This is a genomic window from Clostridium sp. YIM B02555, from assembly GCF_022320955.1.
Lineage (GTDB): Bacteria > Bacillota > Clostridia > Clostridiales > Clostridiaceae > Clostridium > Clostridium saccharoperbutylacetonicum.
Map to the genome: position 1 here is coordinate 26,165 of NZ_JAKJJY010000004.1, position 20,187 is coordinate 46,351.

General features: G+C 31.7%; 19 protein-coding genes. 17 read left to right on the forward strand and 2 right to left on the reverse strand.

Annotation, left to right across the window (positions count from 1 at the left end; genetic code table 11):
• Positions 1-208: 208 nt before the first annotated feature.
• From L3B98_RS07735 to L3B98_RS07775, 9 genes are all read left to right on the forward strand, one after another.
• Positions 209-967, forward strand: coding sequence for an EFR1 family ferrodoxin (locus L3B98_RS07735; protein ID WP_238916413.1), 759 nt, complete (start codon positions 209-211; stop codon positions 965-967).
• Between the two features lie 119 nt (positions 968-1,086).
• Positions 1,087-1,200, forward strand: coding sequence for a DUF2442 domain-containing protein (locus L3B98_RS07740; protein WP_238916186.1), 114 nt, complete (start codon positions 1,087-1,089; stop codon positions 1,198-1,200).
• Between the two features lie 272 nt (positions 1,201-1,472).
• Positions 1,473-3,185 carry an ABC transporter substrate-binding protein gene (locus L3B98_RS07745; protein ID WP_238916187.1) on the forward strand — a complete coding sequence of 571 codons (1,713 nt, stop codon included), beginning with the start codon at positions 1,473-1,475 and terminating at the stop codon, positions 3,183-3,185.
• Between the two features lie 77 nt (positions 3,186-3,262).
• A complete protein-coding gene (locus L3B98_RS07750) occupies positions 3,263-4,219 on the forward strand; it encodes an ABC transporter permease (protein ID WP_238916188.1) in 957 nt (318 codons plus the stop codon).
• Positions 4,220-4,237: 18 nt separating this feature from the next.
• Entirely contained in the window at positions 4,238-5,137 is a 900-nt protein-coding gene (opp4C, locus tag L3B98_RS07755) for an oligopeptide ABC transporter permease (RefSeq protein WP_077362111.1), read from the forward strand.
• A gap of 10 nt (positions 5,138-5,147) precedes the next feature.
• Entirely contained in the window at positions 5,148-6,122 is a 975-nt protein-coding gene (locus tag L3B98_RS07760) for an ABC transporter ATP-binding protein (RefSeq protein WP_238916189.1), read from the forward strand.
• 1 nt (position 6,123) lies between these two features.
• Entirely contained in the window at positions 6,124-7,089 is a 966-nt protein-coding gene (locus L3B98_RS07765; protein ID WP_238916190.1) for an ABC transporter ATP-binding protein, read from the forward strand.
• Between the two features lies 1 nt (position 7,090).
• Positions 7,091-7,228, forward strand: a complete 138-nt coding sequence (locus tag L3B98_RS07770) for a transglutaminase (protein ID WP_238916191.1) — start codon at positions 7,091-7,093, stop codon at positions 7,226-7,228.
• A 598-nt stretch (positions 7,229-7,826) separates the two neighbouring features.
• Positions 7,827-8,768, forward strand: a complete 942-nt coding sequence (locus tag L3B98_RS07775) for an alpha/beta hydrolase (protein WP_238916192.1) — start codon at positions 7,827-7,829, stop codon at positions 8,766-8,768.
• 61 nt (positions 8,769-8,829) lie between these two features.
• Here L3B98_RS07775 and L3B98_RS07780 read toward each other — a convergent pair whose 3' ends face one another.
• A complete protein-coding gene (locus L3B98_RS07780) occupies positions 8,830-9,723 on the reverse strand; it encodes a LysR family transcriptional regulator (RefSeq protein WP_238916193.1) in 894 nt (297 codons plus the stop codon).
• Between the two features lie 186 nt (positions 9,724-9,909).
• Between L3B98_RS07780 and L3B98_RS07785 the strand changes: the two genes are divergently transcribed.
• From L3B98_RS07785 to L3B98_RS07820, 8 genes are all read left to right on the forward strand, one after another.
• Positions 9,910-10,929, forward strand: coding sequence for an amidohydrolase family protein (locus L3B98_RS07785; RefSeq protein WP_238916194.1), 1,020 nt, complete (start codon positions 9,910-9,912; stop codon positions 10,927-10,929).
• Positions 10,930-11,243: 314 nt separating this feature from the next.
• Positions 11,244-12,041, forward strand: coding sequence for a subclass B1 metallo-beta-lactamase (bla, locus tag L3B98_RS07790; RefSeq protein ID WP_015392219.1), 798 nt, complete (start codon positions 11,244-11,246; stop codon positions 12,039-12,041).
• A 270-nt stretch (positions 12,042-12,311) separates the two neighbouring features.
• Complete coding sequence (locus tag L3B98_RS07795; RefSeq protein ID WP_015392220.1) at positions 12,312-13,481, forward strand: alpha/beta fold hydrolase; 1,170 nt, start codon at positions 12,312-12,314, stop codon at positions 13,479-13,481.
• Positions 13,482-14,050: 569 nt separating this feature from the next.
• Positions 14,051-14,560 (forward strand): PadR family transcriptional regulator, encoded by a 510-nt coding sequence (locus L3B98_RS07800; protein ID WP_015392222.1) that lies wholly within the window; start codon positions 14,051-14,053, stop codon positions 14,558-14,560.
• Between the two features lie 12 nt (positions 14,561-14,572).
• Positions 14,573-15,328: a 4Fe-4S binding protein gene (locus L3B98_RS07805; protein ID WP_015392223.1), complete on the forward strand. Its 756-nt coding sequence runs from the start codon at positions 14,573-14,575 to the stop codon at positions 15,326-15,328.
• A gap of 21 nt (positions 15,329-15,349) precedes the next feature.
• Positions 15,350-15,919, forward strand: a complete 570-nt coding sequence (locus L3B98_RS07810; RefSeq protein ID WP_238916195.1) for a flavodoxin family protein — start codon at positions 15,350-15,352, stop codon at positions 15,917-15,919.
• Positions 15,920-16,044: 125 nt separating this feature from the next.
• Positions 16,045-16,485: a DUF4345 domain-containing protein gene (locus tag L3B98_RS07815; RefSeq protein WP_238916196.1), complete on the forward strand. Its 441-nt coding sequence runs from the start codon at positions 16,045-16,047 to the stop codon at positions 16,483-16,485.
• 415 nt (positions 16,486-16,900) lie between these two features.
• Entirely contained in the window at positions 16,901-19,084 is a 2,184-nt protein-coding gene (locus tag L3B98_RS07820; RefSeq protein ID WP_238916197.1) for a glycoside hydrolase family 9 protein, read from the forward strand.
• Positions 19,085-19,221: 137 nt separating this feature from the next.
• On the opposite strand, the gene L3B98_RS07825 is transcribed toward L3B98_RS07820, so the two are convergent.
• Complete coding sequence (locus L3B98_RS07825; RefSeq protein ID WP_238916198.1) at positions 19,222-20,112, reverse strand: LysR family transcriptional regulator; 891 nt, start codon at positions 20,110-20,112, stop codon at positions 19,222-19,224.
• Between the last annotated feature and the right edge of the window lie 75 nt (positions 20,113-20,187).

A 20,187-nucleotide genomic window follows, 5' to 3' on the forward strand; every position in this document is an offset into this window, starting at 1 on the left:
TGGTCCATTGTAAGAATATTTTTCCTCATGTTGTTTGAATGTATATTTCGCATGCGTCAAGGAGAGAACATCTTTTAAAAAAATAACAGCAGGGTGTATGTAATAACGGATTACAGAGCTTAATAAAAAAGAAAAATCTAATTTAATTAGTGGCCACTGCATTGAAAACTGGAGCTTCCAAATGATTATTGAAAAGAGGGTGTGTTTGATGATTTTATACTTTTCCGCCACAGGTAACAGCAGGTATGTTGCGGAACGAATTGCAAGGGAGACAAATGATAAAACCGTTTCATTAAACCTATTAATAAAACAAAATAAAAAAGATGACCTTATTTCAGAAACGAAACCATTTGTATTTATTTGCCCAACCTACGCGTGGAGGTTGCCGCGAGTAGTAGATGATTATATAAGAAGGACTGTCTTTAAGGGAAATCGCAAGGTATATTTTGTTATGACCTGCGGAGATGAAACCGCGAATGCAATCCGATATGTGAAAAAGCTATGCCAATATAAAGGTTGGGATTTACAAGGTTTTGCGGAAGTTATAATGCCGGATAACTACATTGTTATGTTCCCAAGTATTGATAAGACAAAGGCAAGAAAGATTATCGAGGGAGCACAACCGTTAATCAATCAGATTTCAGTAGATATTTATAATGGAAATGGTTTCTCTATTCTTGCTCAAAAAGGTATTGTTGGGTGGTTGGAAAGCGGACTAGTGAACGACATATTTTATAAGCTTTTTGTACAGGCTAAAGGATTTAATGTTGATGAAGCAAAATGCCTTTGTTGCGGTAAATGTGCAGAGTTATGTCCGCTTAACAATATTGTCATAACTAGCGGAAAGCCTGTTTGGGGAGATCGCTGTACCCATTGTATGGCTTGCCTTCATAGATGCCCCACAGAATGTATTGAATACAAAAAGAAAACACAGGGTAAGCAGAGATATTCTTTTGATAATCAATAGTCTTTTTTATCTCTTACAAGTGAAATTGGAGAGAGTATAGAATTTACTGTTTGATTGCCTAAATAGAAGCCAATATGTTTATTACCACAGTCTGAATTTAATAGACTGTGTTTTTCTTTTTGTTTACATTTGCAGATAAACAAAATTTATGCAAAATTGTTAAAACATTAGAGGAATATGAATTAGTATTAACTTTTGAAAATGGAGAGATAAGATTATTTGATATGGCATAATATTTTAAAAAAGGAATATTTAAAGAATTAAATAGAAAACTAGAGATCGCAGAAATTTTAGAGAGAACAGGCTTTTTGAAAGTTTGTTCTCTGAAGAATTTTCGCGGTCTTTTTGTATTGCTAAAAATACTATTTCTGCTGAGGTATTATATAAACCTTTAAAAAAGCGGGACTTGTTAAATCATTAGGATTAATTAAATATTTCGTAAATAAAATTTGAAAGAAATCATATATATTAAATAAATATGAGTAATTTGATAGGAGATGAATAGATGAAGAAAAATTTAATTAGAGGTATTGTTGTAATAGTAATAACAGCTATGGTTTTATCTGGGTGTGGAAAAAATGGAGGATCTGATAATACAACAGCTACAGCAACAACACCAACAAAAGTAGATAATAATGTACAGCTAATTAAAGCAACAGACATTTCTAAAAATCCTCAAAAAGCAAAGGAAAGAACTGATACTTTTGTTGCTGGATTAGCATCAGCCCCAGGAGGTGTATTTTTACCTTATTTTTATGAAAATGGATATGATGGTAATGCTACTGGACCTATATTTGCATCACTTGTTGTTCTTGACAGCGAGGGAAAGCCAAAGGCAGATTTGGCAGAAAAGTGGGAGATATCCTCAGATAATTTAGTTTATACTTACCATTTAAAAAAGGATTTGAAATTTAGTAATGGGACATCTGTAACTGCAAATGATGTTGCATTTACTCTTACATTATTAGCTGATCCAGCATATGCAGGGTCTGTGGATATATCAACATTTTTTGTAAAGGGAGTAGATGATTACAAAAAGGGAAATGCTGATTCAATTTCTGGGATAAAGGTGATAGACCCTTCTACAATAGAAATTACAACTGAAAAAGTCAATGCTCAAAATTTATTAAACTTAGGTGGTCCTGTAATATCTAAAGAATACTATGGGAAAGACTACAAGAAGGGGAAACTTGATTATTTAAAAGACTTATATCCAGCTCCAATGGGAGCAGGTCCTTATAAATTTTCAAAATATGTACCAGGCCAGGAAATTGATTATGTAGCTAACGAAAACTATTATGGTGGAAAGCCAAGCATAGAAAATCTAATATACAAGGTTAGTTCGGCAGATACAGCGCTACAATTATTCCAAACTGGTGAAACAGATACTGTAGGTGTTCCTTTGACTGAAGATAATTTACAAGCACTAAAAGAGCTTGGGTTTGCAGATATACAAATTTCACTAGCAAATAATTTTGGTTTAATATATTTTAATAACGAAAAACCTACTTTAAAGGAAACAGCGGTAAGACAAGCTCTTTATTATGGGTTAGATAGGCAAAAGCTAGTTGATATTCAGTATCAAGGTCATGCTAAAGTTGCAGATGTTCCTAATTCACCTCTTTCTTGGGCTTATACTGAAGATGGTATTACCAAATATGATTTTGAGCCTGAAAAAGCTAAAAAGCTTCTTGATGATGCAGGTTGGAAAGTAGGTTCTGATGGGATTAGAGAAAAGAATGGAGTTAAGCTTAAATTAAATTATTTGACGAGAAAAGGTGATGATGTCTTTATATCCATAGCTAAAGAAAATTATAAAGATTTAGGTATTGATTTTATGGCTGAAATGATAGATTTTGACACTGAAATATCAAAATTTACTAAAGGTGATTATGATTTAGCTGCTTTTTCGACTTCACTTTTAACTGATCCTCATGATGCTGTGTCAGAATTTGCAAGTAATTATCCGCAAAATTATTCTCATTACTCAAATCAAAAAGTAGACAAACTAATTAGTGATGGAATAGGAACAATTGATTTAGAGAAGAGAAAAGTTATTTATAAAGAATTATATAAAGAATTTACTAATGATCCACCAGTGTTACTAACAGTATATAAACAAACATTAAGTGCATCTAATGCTAGAATACCAGGATTAGTTAAAGATGGGTATAGTAATTATGATTTAATGCTTCCTAAGATAAAAATTACAAAATAAGACTATAAAATAATTGTTTGAAATTATAAGGCTTAATTGAGTTTGGTTAAGCATTATAATTTCTTGGAGGTGAGAGCTTGAAAAAATATATTCTGAGAAGAGTGCTGATTATGATACCAACACTTATTGGAGTTTCAATTCTTATATTCTTCTTATTTGCAGCAATGCCAGGAGATTATTTTGATTCTTTTGTAAGACTTAATCCAAGCAGATTAGCTGAACTTAAAGCTCTTTATGGTTTGGATCAACCTGTGGTTAAGCGATATTTTATGTGGATATCAGGAGTATTATCAGGGAATCTTGGCTTTTCCTTGAAGTATCAAGAGCCTGTAACCTCGTTGTTAAATAAATATATGTGGAATTCTTTTATTGTGGCTATAGTATCAGTGATTATATCTTGGACTGCAGCTTTAATTATAGGAGTAGCGTCTGCTGTTAAGCAAAACTCTTGGTTTGATAGGATAATAACTGTATTTGTATTTGTATTTATGTCTTTTCCTTCATTTTTCTTGGGATTACTTATGATAAAATTTATTTCTGTAGATTTAAACATATTACCTATTGGAGGAATGATAGATACGGGAAGTACGACAACTGGATTTGCTTATATCTTAGAGGTTGGAAGACATATGGTTTTACCAGTGAGCCTGCTTACATTATTAAGCCTAGGATCATTAACTAGATACTTTAGATCAGGCATGATTGATGTTATAAAAATGGATTTTATTAGAACAGCTCGAGCAAAAGGATTGAAGGAAAAAACAGTAATTGTCAGACATGCTCTAAGAAATGCAATTTTACCAGCTATAACCTTGCTTGCATTTGAGCTACCTGGATTATTTTCAGGAGCTATTATAACAGAACAAATCTTTAATTGGCCAGGAGTTGGGCATATTCAGCTTGAAGCAGTAAGTACCAGAGACTATCCTGTTTTAATGTCCTTTACTTTATTATTAGCAGCACTTACAATATTGGGAAATCTTTTGGCAGATGTACTATATGCCTATGCTGACCCTAGAATTAGACTAAAATAATTGAAATGAGGTGAGCATATGATACTTAAGAATAAATCAAAAGTTAAGAGAGATTCCTTGTGGAATCAAAATATAAAACGTTTTAAGAAGAATAAATTTGCAGTGGGAGGCGTATGCTTCATTGTAATTATGTTGCTTTTTAGTTTTATAGGTCCATTCCTATCTCCATATTTACCAGATAAGGTAGATCCGTTGATGATAAATAAGCCTCCAAGCTTTAAGCACTGGATGGGGACAGATCAGCTTGGAAGAGATATAATAACAAGATTGATGTCTGGTGGCAGAATTTCTTTAACTATAGGAATTGCATCCATGACCATTTCTATAATTATTGGAACAATATTAGGTGCTATATCAGGCTTTTACGGAAAGCTAATAGATAGCATAATTATGCGTTTGGCAGATATACTTATGTCTATTCCAAGTCTTCCACTGCTTATAATACTGGCAGCATTGATGTCAGAATGGAAAATACCTCAAGAATCTAGAATTTATTTAGTTATGATCATGCTTAGTTTAGTTGGCTGGCCGGGGCTTGCAAGGTTAATTCGTGGACAAATTCTTTCCTTGAAGGAACAATCATTTATGGATGCAGCAGAAGTACTTGGATTAAGTGATAGGCGTAAAATATTTTCACATCTAATCCCAAATACAATTCCACTATTAATAGTAATCGCAACCTTGGGTGTAGCTGGGGCTATACTTAGTGAATCTGCGTTAAGCTTCTTAGGACTTGGGGTGACCCCACCAACTGCTTCTTGGGGAAATATGATTGACGCAGCTAATAGCTTTATGGATTTTAAAAATAGGCCTTGGCTATGGATACCACCAGGAGCAGCATTATTGCTTACAATTATCTCAATAAATTTAGTGGGCGATGGGTTAAGAGATGCGTTAGACCCTAAGATGAAAAGGTAGGTGAATAGCTATGAAGGATGTTTTATTGGAAGTAAAAAACCTAAGGACCTACTTTAAAACTGAGGATAGTATTTTAAAAGCTGTTGATGACGTAAGCTTTCAAATTAAAGACGGTCAAACTGTCTGTATTGTAGGTGAATCAGGTTGTGGCAAAAGTGTCACAGCACTTTCAATCTTAGGTTTAATAGGGAATCCAGGTAATATTGAAAGTGGAGAAGTGATATTTAAAGGTAAAGATTTACTTAAAGCTAAGAAAAAAGAAATGAACTCTATTAGGGGAAATGAAATATCTATGATATTTCAAGAGCCTATGTCGTCCCTTAACCCATTGATGACAATAGGAAAACAAATAGTAGAGCCCTTAATTGAACATAAGAAGCTTGATAAAATAGAAGCATTTAATCAAGGAGTTGAACTTATTAAAAAAGTTGGAATCTCAAGAGCTGAAGAAATAATGTATTCATACCCTCATGAATTAAGTGGCGGCATGCTTCAAAGAATCATGATTGCTATAGCACTAAGTTGTAATCCAAAGCTTTTAATTGCTGATGAGCCAACTACAGCTTTAGATGTTACTATTCAAGCGCAAATATTAGATTTAGTAAACAATCTAAAGAATGAATTCAATACTTCTGTATTACTTATTACTCATGATTTAGGTGTAGTAGCTGAAGTAGCTGATTATGTTATTGTTATGTATGCAGGAAAAATTATAGAGGAAGCACCCGTGTTAGAATTATTTAAAAATAATATGCATCCCTATACAAAAGGACTTTTAAAGGCTAAACCCATATTAGGCAAACGAACTGAAAGACTCTATACTATTGATGGCAATGTACCAAATCTTTCAGATTTAAAGCCTTCCTGCTATTTTAGTGATCGTTGTACTAAATGTAAAGAAATATGTAAGCGTAAGGCACCAAGCCTTAAAAAGGTTAATGATAGCCATAAAATTGCTTGCTGGCTTTACCAGGAGGAAGAATAATATGAGTGAGATATTATTAGAAGTAAAGAATTTAAAAAAGTATTTTCCAATAAAAGATAATCTGACTAAAGCCACTATTGGAGAAGTCAAAGCTGTAAATGGAGTATCTTTTACTATAAATAAAGGTGAAGCCTTTGGACTAGTGGGAGAATCGGGAAGTGGGAAAACCACAGTTGGCAGAACTATTCTTAGACTAAATGAAAAAACAGATGGAATGGTTAAGTTTAATGGAGTTGATGTTCACAGTTTAAAGAGGAAAGAATTAATAAAACTTAGACCTAAAATTCAATATATTTTTCAGGATCCTTATAGTTCGCTAAATCCTCGTATGAGAATTGGTGATGCTATAGCTGAACCACTTATAGAACATGGTTTAGCAACACAAAACGATGTACGTGAAAAGATTGTAGAGTTATTAAAAATTTGTGGATTGTCTGAATATCAGATGCATAGATTCCCTCATGAATTCTCAGGAGGACAAAGGCAACGTATAGTAATAGCAAGAGCTCTGGCTCTAAATCCAGAGCTTATTATAGCAGATGAACCAGTGTCAGCCTTAGATGTATCGATACAAGCACAAATTATAAATTTATTTAGTGACTTAAAGAATGAGAAACAACTGTCTTATCTTTTCATCTCTCATGATTTAAGTATAGTTGAACATTTGTGTACAAGGATAGCTATAATGTATTTGGGAAATATTGTTGAGATTGCAGATAGAGATGAACTATTTAAGAATCCTCTTCACCCATATACAAAGGCATTATTATCTGCAGTTCCAATACCAGATCCAACAATAAAAAGAAAGCGAATAATCTTAAATGGAGATATACCAAATCCAGCAAAACCACCAAGTGGATGCAAATTTCATACACGCTGTCCTTATGCTATAGATAAATGTAAGGCTGTAGAGCCAGAGTTTAGAAAAATTTCTAACGGGCATGAAGTTGCGTGTCACATTATTTAAAATGAAGTATATTGCAATATTTGAATTTCCTCGCGGTTGTTGTGGTGATGCAAGTAATCTTCTAGCTAAGTTTCTTCGTGATAATGGTATTGAATGTGAATATGTATGTGGGATTAAGGGGCAACAATCACATGTATGATTATAATTGATTCGCTATAGTACTTTTTAGCATCACAACTATTAAAAACTATATATTTTTTGAAACACCGCATTAGTAAATTTTACGGTGTTTTTTTATTCTATAGGAAATTATATTGTTGGACAATCTGTGGATAACTTTTGAAACAGACTAATCAACTAGGTTTAATATTTTAAAAGAATAAAAAAATAAATCATATTCGCCTGCATAAAATGTTCTCATATGCAGCATAGCTGCTCTTTATAAGGTGCAGATTTTTCTCACATGCGTTCGAAAAGGCAGATGCGCACCTATAAAAAGAGTGCGAAGCACAATACGGAACTTAATATTAAAAATCTACGGCTCCATAGTCGCCTGCGATTTTTTTATAAGTTAAATTCGATACCTTTACCTTAATCATTATATAAAAAAATATTTTTTGAATTAATAGCTTTTCATACATATATGTATGAAAAATATATATTAGTCATTAGCAATAATAGCTAATATAATAGTAAATGTTAGGAGGTTTGGGAAGTTTTACATCCTTATGAGGAGAACAAAACTCAAAGAAATTACCTATATTTATTTAACTTAATTATGAAAGGGGAAAATTATTATGTCGTTAAATCCTAAATATAATGAATTTTTAAAACAAGATTTTGATAAGATGTATGAAATGGGAGTTGATAAGGTAAGAGAGCTATATGTTGAAATGATGAAAGCAGGTAAAAGAGTTCACAAACAAGTTGGTTCAGTAGAAGACCGCATTGTTAAGACTTCGGTAAGAAATACAAAAATTAGAATTTATACTCCCGAAGAAAAAGCTTCAGATGGAGTAATTATTTGGATGCATGGTGGTGGATTTGTATTAGGAGACATTGAACATGGAGATTCTACTTGCAGAGAATTATGTAGCAGAGTAAAATGCCTTGTAATAAGTATTGAATATGGTCTTTGCCCACCACAAAGGTTTCCAGATCCTCAAGAAGAATGCTATGAAATTGTAAAATTTATATATCAAAATGCTAAGAGCTTTGATATAAATATCAATAAAATTTGCGTTGCAGGTGACAGTGCAGGTGGAACTCTTACTGGTTCTCTTTGCCTGATGGCTAGAGATAGACAAGAATTCCCCATTGCCTTCCAAATGCCTGTTTATGCATGCTTTGATTGGAATGATATTGGAGAAAGAAAATCCAGACGAGAAAATGGTAAGGGATACAGGCTTACACAATATGGTATTCAATGGTTTGTTCAATTTCTATATAAGGATCGCATAGTTGATGGTAATAATGAGCTGGCTTCTCCGTTGCTTGCTAAACACTTTGATAGACTTCCTCCTGCATTAGTCATTACAGCTGAATTCGACATATTAAGAGATGAAAATCATGATTACGCGCAGGCATTGGTTGATGCTGGGGGTGAAGCAGAATATGTATGTTATCCTGGAGATCTTCACGGTTTTTTAGGTTTCAAGCAATTAGGGCTTGAATCTCCTGATCATTGCTATGATTTGATGGCCGATAGAATTACTAAGGCTTTCAATAAGATAAAATAGGCCCAAGTACTACTTATAAATTTTTTAATATAGATTGATACTGTAAATCTAATTTACCTCTCTAACAATTGTTATATTTATGTTTTTCAAAATAATCAATTATATAATCTTTGAGTTGTTTAGCTGCTTGAGATAAATAACGATCTTGAACAAAAGATAAAGAGGTTGTTTGTTTGCAAATAGGTTCCATTATATGCAAAGCAAAAGGTTTATTTTCTGGGAGTCCACTCCATTGAGATGTTGGGAGTAGAGATATTCCTAGATTTAAATTAACCATATTTATTATGTTTGCAGCTATATCACTTTCAAAAATAATATTTGGGGTGAAACCGGCTTGATGGCAGAGAGTTTCTGTTAAATCACGTATACCGAAGCCCTCGGGTAAGCTAATAAATGGTTCATTAGCGACCTCAATTAAATTAATATACTTACGATTTGCAAACCTGTGTCCGTTAGGAACAATTAAAAATATTTCTTCTGTTATGAGAGGTATGCTTTTTATATAGTCACTATCAATAGGTGCTGAAGAGATACAAAGATCAACATCACCATTTTGAAGTTGTTGCTGCATTTTTACTGTTGTTCCTATGGTTTGACGAAAACTTGTATGTGGATAAAGTTCTAAATACCCTTCAAGGAGTTTGGAGAATGGATATAAATTATTTGCAGCTATAGATACTTTCTCATTTTCATTCCCTTGCATATCCCATATTTCTTTTTTTGCATCCTCAAGCTCAAGGAACACTCTTTCTACTCTATGAAGAAATACTTTGCCAAACTGGTTAAGTTTAATCTGTCGCCCTACACGATCAAATAAAGGAATGCCCAAGTCTTCTTCTAAACGCCCAATAGCTTTACTTAAAGAGGGTTGTGCGACATGAAGTTCATCAGCAGCATGAGTCATATGTTCATGCATAGCAACTGTCTGAAAATATTTTAATTGAAGTAAGTCCATATATTTTTCACACTCCTTAAATTAGTGATATTAAAGCTACTAATATAAGGAAAAGTATACATTAATGATTAGTGATAATCAAGAATAGAATAAATATTATGGAGGTGCAAAAGCCACTTTTTTGATATAAGGAATTCCTATTATTTCACTAAATAAAAATTAAAAATAAAGACGAGGAGAAAAGCTATGGAAAATAATGTAGAAAATTTAATAAAAAATTATAAAGGAAATGGAATACCTAAAATTGATATGCATGCACATTATCTGCCACAAGCTTATAAAGATGCATTATTGAATAGAGGAGAAAAAAATCCAGATGGATTTCCAACACCAGAGTGGGATCCTGAAGTGCATTTACAAACAATGGAGCAGCTAGGTATATCCAAATCAATGCTATCAATATCATCTCCTCATATTAATTTTGGAGATAGAAATGCTGCTAAAATCCTAGCTAGAAAAGTAAATGAAGATGGAGCAGAACTTGTAAAAAAATATCCTGATCGATTTGGTCTGTTTGCCTCTTTACCACTGCCTAATGTAGAAGATAGTATAGAAGAAATTCGATATGCAAAGGAAATTTTGCAGGTTGATGGTTTTGCTTTACCTACTAACACGCAAGGAGTTTATCTAGGAAATCCTTGCTTAGATCCTATATTTGAAGAGTTAAACAGGCATAAAGCAGTGGTTGTTCTTCATCCCAATAAACCTAGTAATGTTCCTGAAAATGTTGTTGAAGGTTTACCTATTCCTATGATGGAATTTTTCTTTGATACAACTCGTACTGTAATTAATATGATATTAAAAGGGACGTTAAAGAAATTTCCTGATATTAAATTCATCATTCCTCATGCTGGTGCTTTTTTGCCAATACTTGCAGATAGGATTGCTTCTGCAATTCAAATGACACCAGACTCATTTGGTGAGAATATAAAAGGAGAGGCAGATAGGATAGATATCTATGATGCTTTAAAAAATTTATATTATGATGTAGCTGGAGTTTGTCTACCTATACAATTAGCGGCTCTCTTACAGATTGTTAATGTTGATCATTTATTATATGGAAGTGATTATCCTTATACCCCGAAATTTGGATGTATTATACTAGCTGATGCTTTAGATAAAACCAATTTGCTTAATAATGAACAGCGTCATGCTGTCTACCATGATAATGCATTAAAATTATTTTCACATTTAAAAGATGAGTAAAATTTATTAAGAGAAAAATTAAAAGTTATCAATAAATAATACAGTTAATTTATTGATAACTTTAATGTTAATGATTATGACACTACTTATTTTGGGAGTACAGAATATTTTAGACATGCAGGCCGCTCAACAATACCTTATATTCTTCGCTTGAAAATGGAGTATTTATAAAAATAGACAGTGATTGCTGAAATCCTGTTGTTATAAGAATATTATCTGATGTGTTAAAATATAGATTAATTATTGGAATTCATAAGATAAACTTACAGCAATAGGAAATTATAATATGATATTAGAAGGAAAGGATTTTATTTATGAAAAAATATAAACATGTATTTACTAAATTCTTAAGTGTTTTACTAAGTATATTCATTTTATCTCTAATCGCTTGTTCTAATAATGTCAAAGAAAATAGTAAAGCAAAAGAGTCTGTATTGGAAATCGGATCTGATGATTCTAATTTTGTTCAATTAACTAAAATTAATGATAATGTCTGGGTACATACAACATACTATAGCTATAATGGAAGTAGAACTTTATCAAATGGTTTGTTAATTTTAACATCTAAAGGATTAGTACTAATAGATACTCCTTGGACTGATGAGCAAACAAAAGAATTAATTAAATTAACAAAGGAAAAATTCAAGCAGGATATTATTGCCGCAGTAATAACACATGCTCATATAGATAGAATTGGTGGGATTAAAACATTATTAGATAAGAAAATAGATGTAAAATCTACCACATTAACAGCACAGCTAGCTGAAAAATATGGTTTTGATAAACCTAATTCGTTAATTAATAATGACGATGAAGTGTTAGAGTTCGGAAAAACCAAGCTAGAGGTATATTTTCCTGGTAAAGGTCATACTATTGATAATATTGTTGTTTGGTTACCAGAAGACAAGATTTTATTTGGGGGATGTATTGTAAAGCCAGTGGAATCTAATTCAATTGGAAATACTGCAGATGCTGATATAAAAGAATGGCCTAATTCTATTAAAAATTTGATGAATAAGTTTTCTGATTCTGAGATAGTCATAACATCACATGGAAGTTGGGGGAATAAACAGATATTAACACATACTCTTGACTTATTAAAAAAAGCATAAAGATATATGGTAATAATCTCATTTAAGTTTAACTAAATATCAAATAATGATATTCACCTCTATAAGTAGTTCGTTTGCAACTACTATAATTGGCATAGAAAATATACAAGCATTGCTATCTATGCCAATTTAACTTGATATATGAGATATATTTTTAAGGGAAAGTTATTATTATCTGTTCAAACATTTTTAAAACAATTATATATACTAAAGTTCATATAGAAGTATATTTATGATACTTTGAGTATAGTGAGAGGAATGGTAGTTAATATGAAAAATAATGTTGATTTCAATTCAGGCGAATATCAATTACACTCTAATCCTAATTTTAATTATCAATTAAACCGCACCTATAATGTAAGTAATGGGAACCTTGATGAAATTTTAGAACTCGCTAAAAAAATAACTGATATTAAAGTGTGGGAAAAAGAAATGATGGTTCTTGCTAAAAAAGCTTTAAAGGAAGAGAGAATAAAAGATGCTATTGCTTATTTCAGAATGACAGAATTCTTTATGTATGATGGTAATCCAGATAAGATAAAAACATATGATAAGGCAATAGAATTGTTTTATAAATATCATGAGGAATTGTTTCAATCTGGAATATTAAAGTTTGACCGTGTTCCATATGACCAAGGGTATCTTCCAGTAATACATGCAGTGCCTGAAGGAGAGTGTATAGATACAATTCTAATACATGGCGGATTTGATTCCTATATGGAAGAATTCCTTCCTTCGCTGTTGTATCTCAGGGAAAATGGCTTCGACGTATATCTATTTGAAGGGCCAGGTCAGGGAAATGTCTTAAGGAAACAAGGAATTACATTTTCAATTAAATGGGAAAGGCCTGTAAAAGCTTTACTAGATTATTATAATTTAAACGATGTGACAATAATAGGTATATCCATGGGGGCTATTCTAGCACCAAGGGCAGCAGCGTTTGAAAATCGAATAAAGAGAGTTGTAGCATGGAGTGTATGTGTTAACATGTTTGAATTACTTCTCGATGCTATTCCTACAGCAGAACAAGAGGTTTTAAAAGAATTGCTAGGACAAAATGATAAAGATACTATAAATAATATAATGTATAACCAGATGGAGAAAGAACCTTTAATAGATTGGGCAATGCATCATGGCTTTTATAATATGGGAGTAAATAACCCTTACGATTATATGCTGGCCGCAAATAAATATGAATATAGAGATGTTGCGGATAGGATTACACAGGATTTTATGTTACTAGGCGCTGAAAAAGACCATTTAATACGTATAGAAAAATATAAAGATGCTATTGATAGTCTTAAAAATGTAAAATCATTAACATACAGAATGTTTACAGAGAAAGAGAATGCAGCAAGTCATTGCAATACTGGAAATCCTAAATTAGTTCTGGATACTATCATTTCATGGATAAAAATAATTAAAAATAGAGAGAAGTAGTTTTTAAGGCACTTATGGAAAGCATTTTAAGAGCTGTTAAATTAATTAAGGATATAGTAAAAAACAAAATTCAAAGAGAAAAGCTATGTCGGCTAAACTCAAAAGTGAAGCAGATGCGCACCTATAAAAAGAGTGCGAAGCACAATACGGAACTTAATATTAAAAATCTTCGGATCCACAGTCACCTGCGATTTTTTTATAGAACGGCAGCAGATAAGAAATTAAGAAAAAATACTTTAAACATAAAAACAACATTATAAATGATAATGTAGTGTATTTAGATAATGGAGGAGAACGAAATCCAGACAGAGGAGGTTCTCCTTTTTTGTTGCGAAAAAAATGTTGATGATAGGTCTTGTGAATATAACAATAAGTAGATAATTAATAATGCAAATATAAAATATTCCTTTAGTTATATGGAATGTTTATTAAGGTAAGCTTGGTTTTTATTGGTTAATTTTAAATTAAGTGGATTAATAATATTGACAATGTTATTATAACGAGTTAATATGTATCTATAATATATATATCGAAATGATATATATCATAAATATATATGGAGGTGAAAAATGTTAGAGTATATTATTCTTGGTTTTTTAATGAGTGGTGAAATGAGTGGATATGATTTAAAGCAAAAAATGATTGAAAGTACATCAAACTTTTTTGATGCAGGTTATGGGAGCATATATCCTGCTTTGAAAAGAATGGAAGCTAAGTGTGTTATAAGTTTAAGGGAAATTATCGAGGGCGGAAAATATAAAAAATTATATGCTATAACTGAGCTGGGAAAATCAGAGTTCCTGAATTGGCTTGAACTACCAGTGGAATTTTCAAGGACAAAGCCAGATCATCTTATAAAGATATTCTTCTTCAAGTTTTTGCCGAAGGAAAAGGCCATAACACATTTAAAATTTTTTATTAAAGAAGTTGAATCTTTTATAAGCATTTTTGGAAAATATGAAAATCAAGTTAAAGAACAATTCGATGTTTATCAATTTTCTACATTTTTATTTGGACTTGGTTACTATGAGTATATAGTAAAATATTGTAATGACTTATTAAATAAACTAAATGATTAGGGAGGATTTATAATGTTACGACGACAAAATGTAAGAAATGCCTTTTTAATAATATCTTTTTTATTATTCCCAATCACGCAATTTTATTTTTCTCCTTTTCTTATTATATGGGGTGCTTCAAAGGGGTTGATTACTGCAAGTGCTGTTATATTCTCAATGTTTTTCCTTTTTTCATTATTGTTTGGACGAGTATTTTGTGGCTGGTTATGTCCCTGTGGTGCTATGCAGGAAATATTATTTAAAGTAAATAATAAGAACCCTAAAACTGGCAAGCTTGATTATATTAAATTTTTTATATGGGTTCCGTGGATGATTACAATAGTAACTGTAGCATTATTGGCAGGTGGATTTAAAAGAGCAGATTATTTTTTTGTAATGGATCATGGAATTTCAGTAAGTAATATATATATGTATATTCCATATTATATTGTAATTTTATTATTTTTTCTTAACTCTATAATTTTTGGTAAAAGAGCAAACTGCCATTATTTATGCTGGATGAGTCCATTTATGATTATTGGAAGAAAAATTAGTAACTTTTTTAATATTCCTTCATTAAGAATTAAATCTGAAAAGGATAAATGTATTAATTGTAAAAAATGTAATAGCGAATGTCCAATGAGTCTTGATGTTAACAATATGGTTAAGTGTGATAAATTAGAAAATCACGAGTGCATTTTATGTGGCAAATGCGCCGATATCTGCCCGAAGAATGTAATTAAATTTAATTTTGGAAGAATACAATTTGCTAAAAAAAATAGAATATAATCATTGGAAGGAAGTTTTTTTATGAAAGTAATAACAATTTTAGGAAGTCCGAAAAGACACGGCAAAACAGCAAAAGCTCTTGACATGTTTGAAGAGAATCTTATTTCACAAGGACACGAGGTAGAAAGGGTACAGCTTAGTGAACATATTATTAAAGGATGTGTTGGGTGCTATGCTTGTATGGCAAATAACGATGGACCTGGATGTATTTTAAAAGATGATGCGGTATTGATATTTAAACGAATGATATCTGCAGATGCTGTTGTATATGCTTCTCCTATTTACTGTTATGATTTTACCTCACAGTTAAAGACTTTTATTGACAGACATTATTGTCTTACAATAAATTTTGGTTCTCCCAATCACACATCATCAATTGAGGGAAAGAAGGTTGCTCTTTTAATTACATGCATGGGTAGAGAAGAAGGAAATGCAGATCTTGCAGAGGAAATTTTCGATAGGTCAATGAGAAATGTACTAAAATGCAATTTAGTTGGAAAATATACTATTCCATTAAGTGAGGCACCTGATTTTAATGATAGAGCTAAGAAAGTTGCCGATAAGTTGGCAAAAGATATAATACAAAAGTAACTTTTGTAAAAAGTATTGATTTTAATGCAGTGAAGTTTGTTTATCTTGAATTGGTAAAAGAAATAAATAGTTGGATTATAATAATTTGTGTTTTGTAATTTATAAGAGAGGAAGAGTGAATTAACTTGAGTAAAATAAATATGATGGATAAAGGCACCAAGAGTAAGAATGTCTCGAAACACATAATGCAGTTGATATTTGTTCTAATAGGAATTTTAGCTATATACACAGCTTATTTAGGATTTGCTTATGGTGCGGTTAACTGGTATTATGGATTTCCAGTTGGGCAGGAATATTCAAAAGGATTTCTTATGCTAGATAGCAACCTGCGTTTTTACAGTGGATTATGGTTAGGCGTTGGAATTATAATGTTGTGGATGATTCCACGGATCGATAAAGATAAGGACATGCTTCGTGTTATTGCAATATTATTTTTTTTTGGTGGAATAGGGCGCTTAATATCCATATTAACATGTGGCCTGCCTTCGTATATGTACATGGTTTTCGTGCTACTTGAATTGAGTTTTCCGCTTCTCACGTTGTGGCAAAAGCGTATTTTGAAATGATGTATACGTTAATGTACGAATAGTGAATTTAATATATTATAATATTTCAACTTAATATTTAAAATTATGTTTAAGAAGCTGAATTTTCATACTGGGAATTTGGCTTTTTATATAGTTTGGCATAGATGATTAATTAATTTATAGTGCCAAATATAATAGAATTTTCAGGAATATCAGGCTCTGAAATGAGATTTAAAGCTAGCTGACTTAGTATTATTCAATCTTTGATAACTACCTCAGGAGATGATAATCTACATAATAATCATAAAATGTATATTTTTCATCGTAAAATTGCAAGTGATGAATTTATATATTTTTGATAAGTGATTTTATGCATTTCAAGGAATAAGAATTTACTTAATTTTTATATTATGAGAATATGTAGTGGTAAATATTAGATGAGGAGGAATAGTATATGAAGTCGAAAAAGATAATCACAGTAATAATAAGTGCAGCTTTATGTCTAGGTATGCTTGTAGGCAATAACAATTTTCAAATAATAGCAAAAGCTGCTGAAGTTAATGTTAATTTAATTAAGAATGGAAATTTTGATAAAAACTTAGACGGTTGGGGGAGTTATACAGCTTATGGTGGAGATGGCAGAATAAGTTTAAAAGATGGAGCGATTAATATACAAGTAGATAACTGTGGAACAGTATCATATGGTGTACAAGTTTATAATGATGGTTTTAAAATGTACAAAAACGGAAAATATCATTTAGAATTTGATGTTAGTTCTACAACTGATAGAAAAATTGATTATAGAATTCAACGTAATGGAGGAGATTATCGTTCTTATTTTGGAGAAACAATTGATATAAGTAAAGATGTAAAAAAAGTGTCACAAGATTTTGTTATGAACGATGAAAATGATATGTCACCAAGATTTGCTTTCAATTTAGGTAATGTAACAGGAAAAAATCTTGATCCGCACTCCATTAAAATTGATAATGTTAAATTAGTTCTTATTGATGATACTGGAGTACAATATGATGAAGAAAAACCAGAACAAAAAATTGTTTTAAACCAAGTTGGTTATAAACCAGGAGATAAGAAAAAGGTTGTGTTTAGAGCACAAAGTGAAGACAGCAAATTTAGAGTTGTTTCAGCAGAAACAAAGAAAGTTGCCTATGAAGGAAACATTAACGGTAACTCTTACAATGAAGCAGCTGGAGAAACAGATAGATTTGGTGATTTTTCTTCTGTTACAGTGCCAGGCAAATATACTATTGAAACAGATGGTTTAGGCAGTTCCTATGAATTTACTATAGGACAAGATGTCTATAAAAATGTATTTAAGGATTTAGTTAGATTTTTCTATATGCAAAGATGTGGACAAGAAATACCAAAAGAATTTGGTGGTACATGGTCACATCCAGCTTGTCACACAGATCTTGCTAAAATATATGGTTCAGATAAAAAAATTGATGTATCTGGAGGCTGGCATGACGCTGGTGACTATGGACGTTATGTGGTTGCTACATCAAAAGCAGTTGCAGATCTTTTATCTGCTTATGAAGATAACAAAGGAGCCTTTGGAGATGATTTCAACATACCTGAAAGTGGGAATGGAATTCCTGATGTTTTAGATGAAGTAAAATATCAGCTAGAGTGGATGTTAAAGATGCAAGAACCATTAAGTGGTGGTGTTTATCATAAAGTAACTTGTGCTAACTTCCCAGGAACTGTTATGCCACAAGAGGAGAAAGAAGAACTTATTGTATGTCCCATTTCAACAACTGCAACAGGAGACTTTGCAGCAGTTATGGCAATGGGTTATCAAAACTTTAAAGATGTAGATCCATCACTTGCTCAAAAATGTCTCGTAGCAGCAGAAAAGGCTTGGACATACCTTGAAAAGACACCAAATGCTGTGGTTAAGAATCCAGATGGAATTGTAACTGGAGAATATGGTGACTCTGATGATACAGATGAAAGATATTGGGCAGCTGCACAACTTTTCAAGGCCACTGGTGAGAGTAAATATGATAATGCCTTTACCGAAATGGCCAAGGCAAAAATTCAGAATGGGTATGATTGGGCTCTTGTAGGCGACTATGGTAATATGGCTTACCTTTCAGCAAAGGATGCCAATCAAAATGTTGCTAATAATATTAGAAATAACATTTTAAATGAAGCTCAAAAAATTGTAGCTTTGGATAGAAATGATGGTTATAATGTTCCCAATGGAAAAGATTATTATTGGGGTAGTAATATGGGCATGAATAATAATGCTGTACTTCTTGCGCAGGCATATAAACTTTCACCTAATCCAGAGTACTTGGAATATGCAAAAGAGCATATCAATTATTGCTTTGGTAAAAATTCATTAGGCAAGTGCTTTGTTTCAGGTTATGGTTCCGATTCATTAAAAAATCCACATCATAGACCATCTATAGTACAAGGTAAAGCAATACCAGGTATGATTGCAGGTGGCCCAAATAAGAATCTAGAGGATCCAATTGCAAAAAACCTGTTAGAAGGTAAAGCTCCTGCTAAATGTTATTTAGACAATTCAGAAAGTTATTCAACTAATGAAGTAGATATTTACTGGAATTCACCAATTGTGCATGCAATGGCTGAATTAAATATGGATTAGAATAATTGAAATGAATAGAGTAAATGAAGGTAGATTAGATAGAAATATTTAATCTGCCTTCATCTTTCAATAAGGGATTGAAAGATTTGAAAATTTTGTTATTAAGGACAGGTCAACATTAATAAATAATAATAGTTCTAATTTACTTTAAATTGAGATTCAAAAGTTTTAATAAATTCTCCTAATGTTGAGGAAATATATCCTTCGCTTCTCCAAATTAAATTTGGAGTTGTAGTCCAAGGATTATTTTTAATTGGAATGACATGCATAAATTCGCCTAACATATTATCAACCATTGAATTCGGCAAAATTGTTGCACCAAAATTACTTAAAATCATTTTTAAAAGTAAACCAGAGTCATGGCATAGACATGAAACATTTAACTTTAGTTCTTTTTTCTCGAATTCACTTGTGATTTTCTTATATAAGCTGGTTGAATCTGGTGCATTAAGAAGAAGAAGTGGAACGGTGGAAATTTCTTCAAGAGAAATATGTTCTTTTTTCCATTCGAAATCTTTAGAAGCAACAAAGACACACTTATCTGGTTCCAGCTCCTTGGTTATGTAACCTTTTGTATTAAAAGGTCGTGCTGAAACAACTAGGTCAATTGTATGATTTTTTAATAAATCCATTAGATGAGATATATTCCCCTCATGAATTTCAGGAATAGTGAAGGGATATTTTTTACGGAAATTTTTTAAAACAGGAAGCATAATTTCTGAACAATAAATAGTGGTACCAATTGATAGCTTTTTTGACATTTGCAGATTATATTCTTGTACTTCCGTAATAGCTTCATCCATTGTGTAAAGTATTCTTCTAGCATTTTTTAAAAAAATTCTGCCTTGTGGAGTAAGTGACATACTTTTTTTGTTTGTACGATTAAAAAGAGTGACTCCAAGTTTGTCTTCTATTGTTTGTAGCTGTCTAGATAAGGGTGGCTGAGCCATAAATAAGCGTTCTGCTGCTTTTGTAATACTACCTTCTTCTGCAATTACAACAAAATATTTTAACTGACGAATATCCATGATATAGTTAACTCCTTTCTGTTATACCTTAAAGGTATTAAAACATACATTATTGATATTTTCAATGTATGTTTT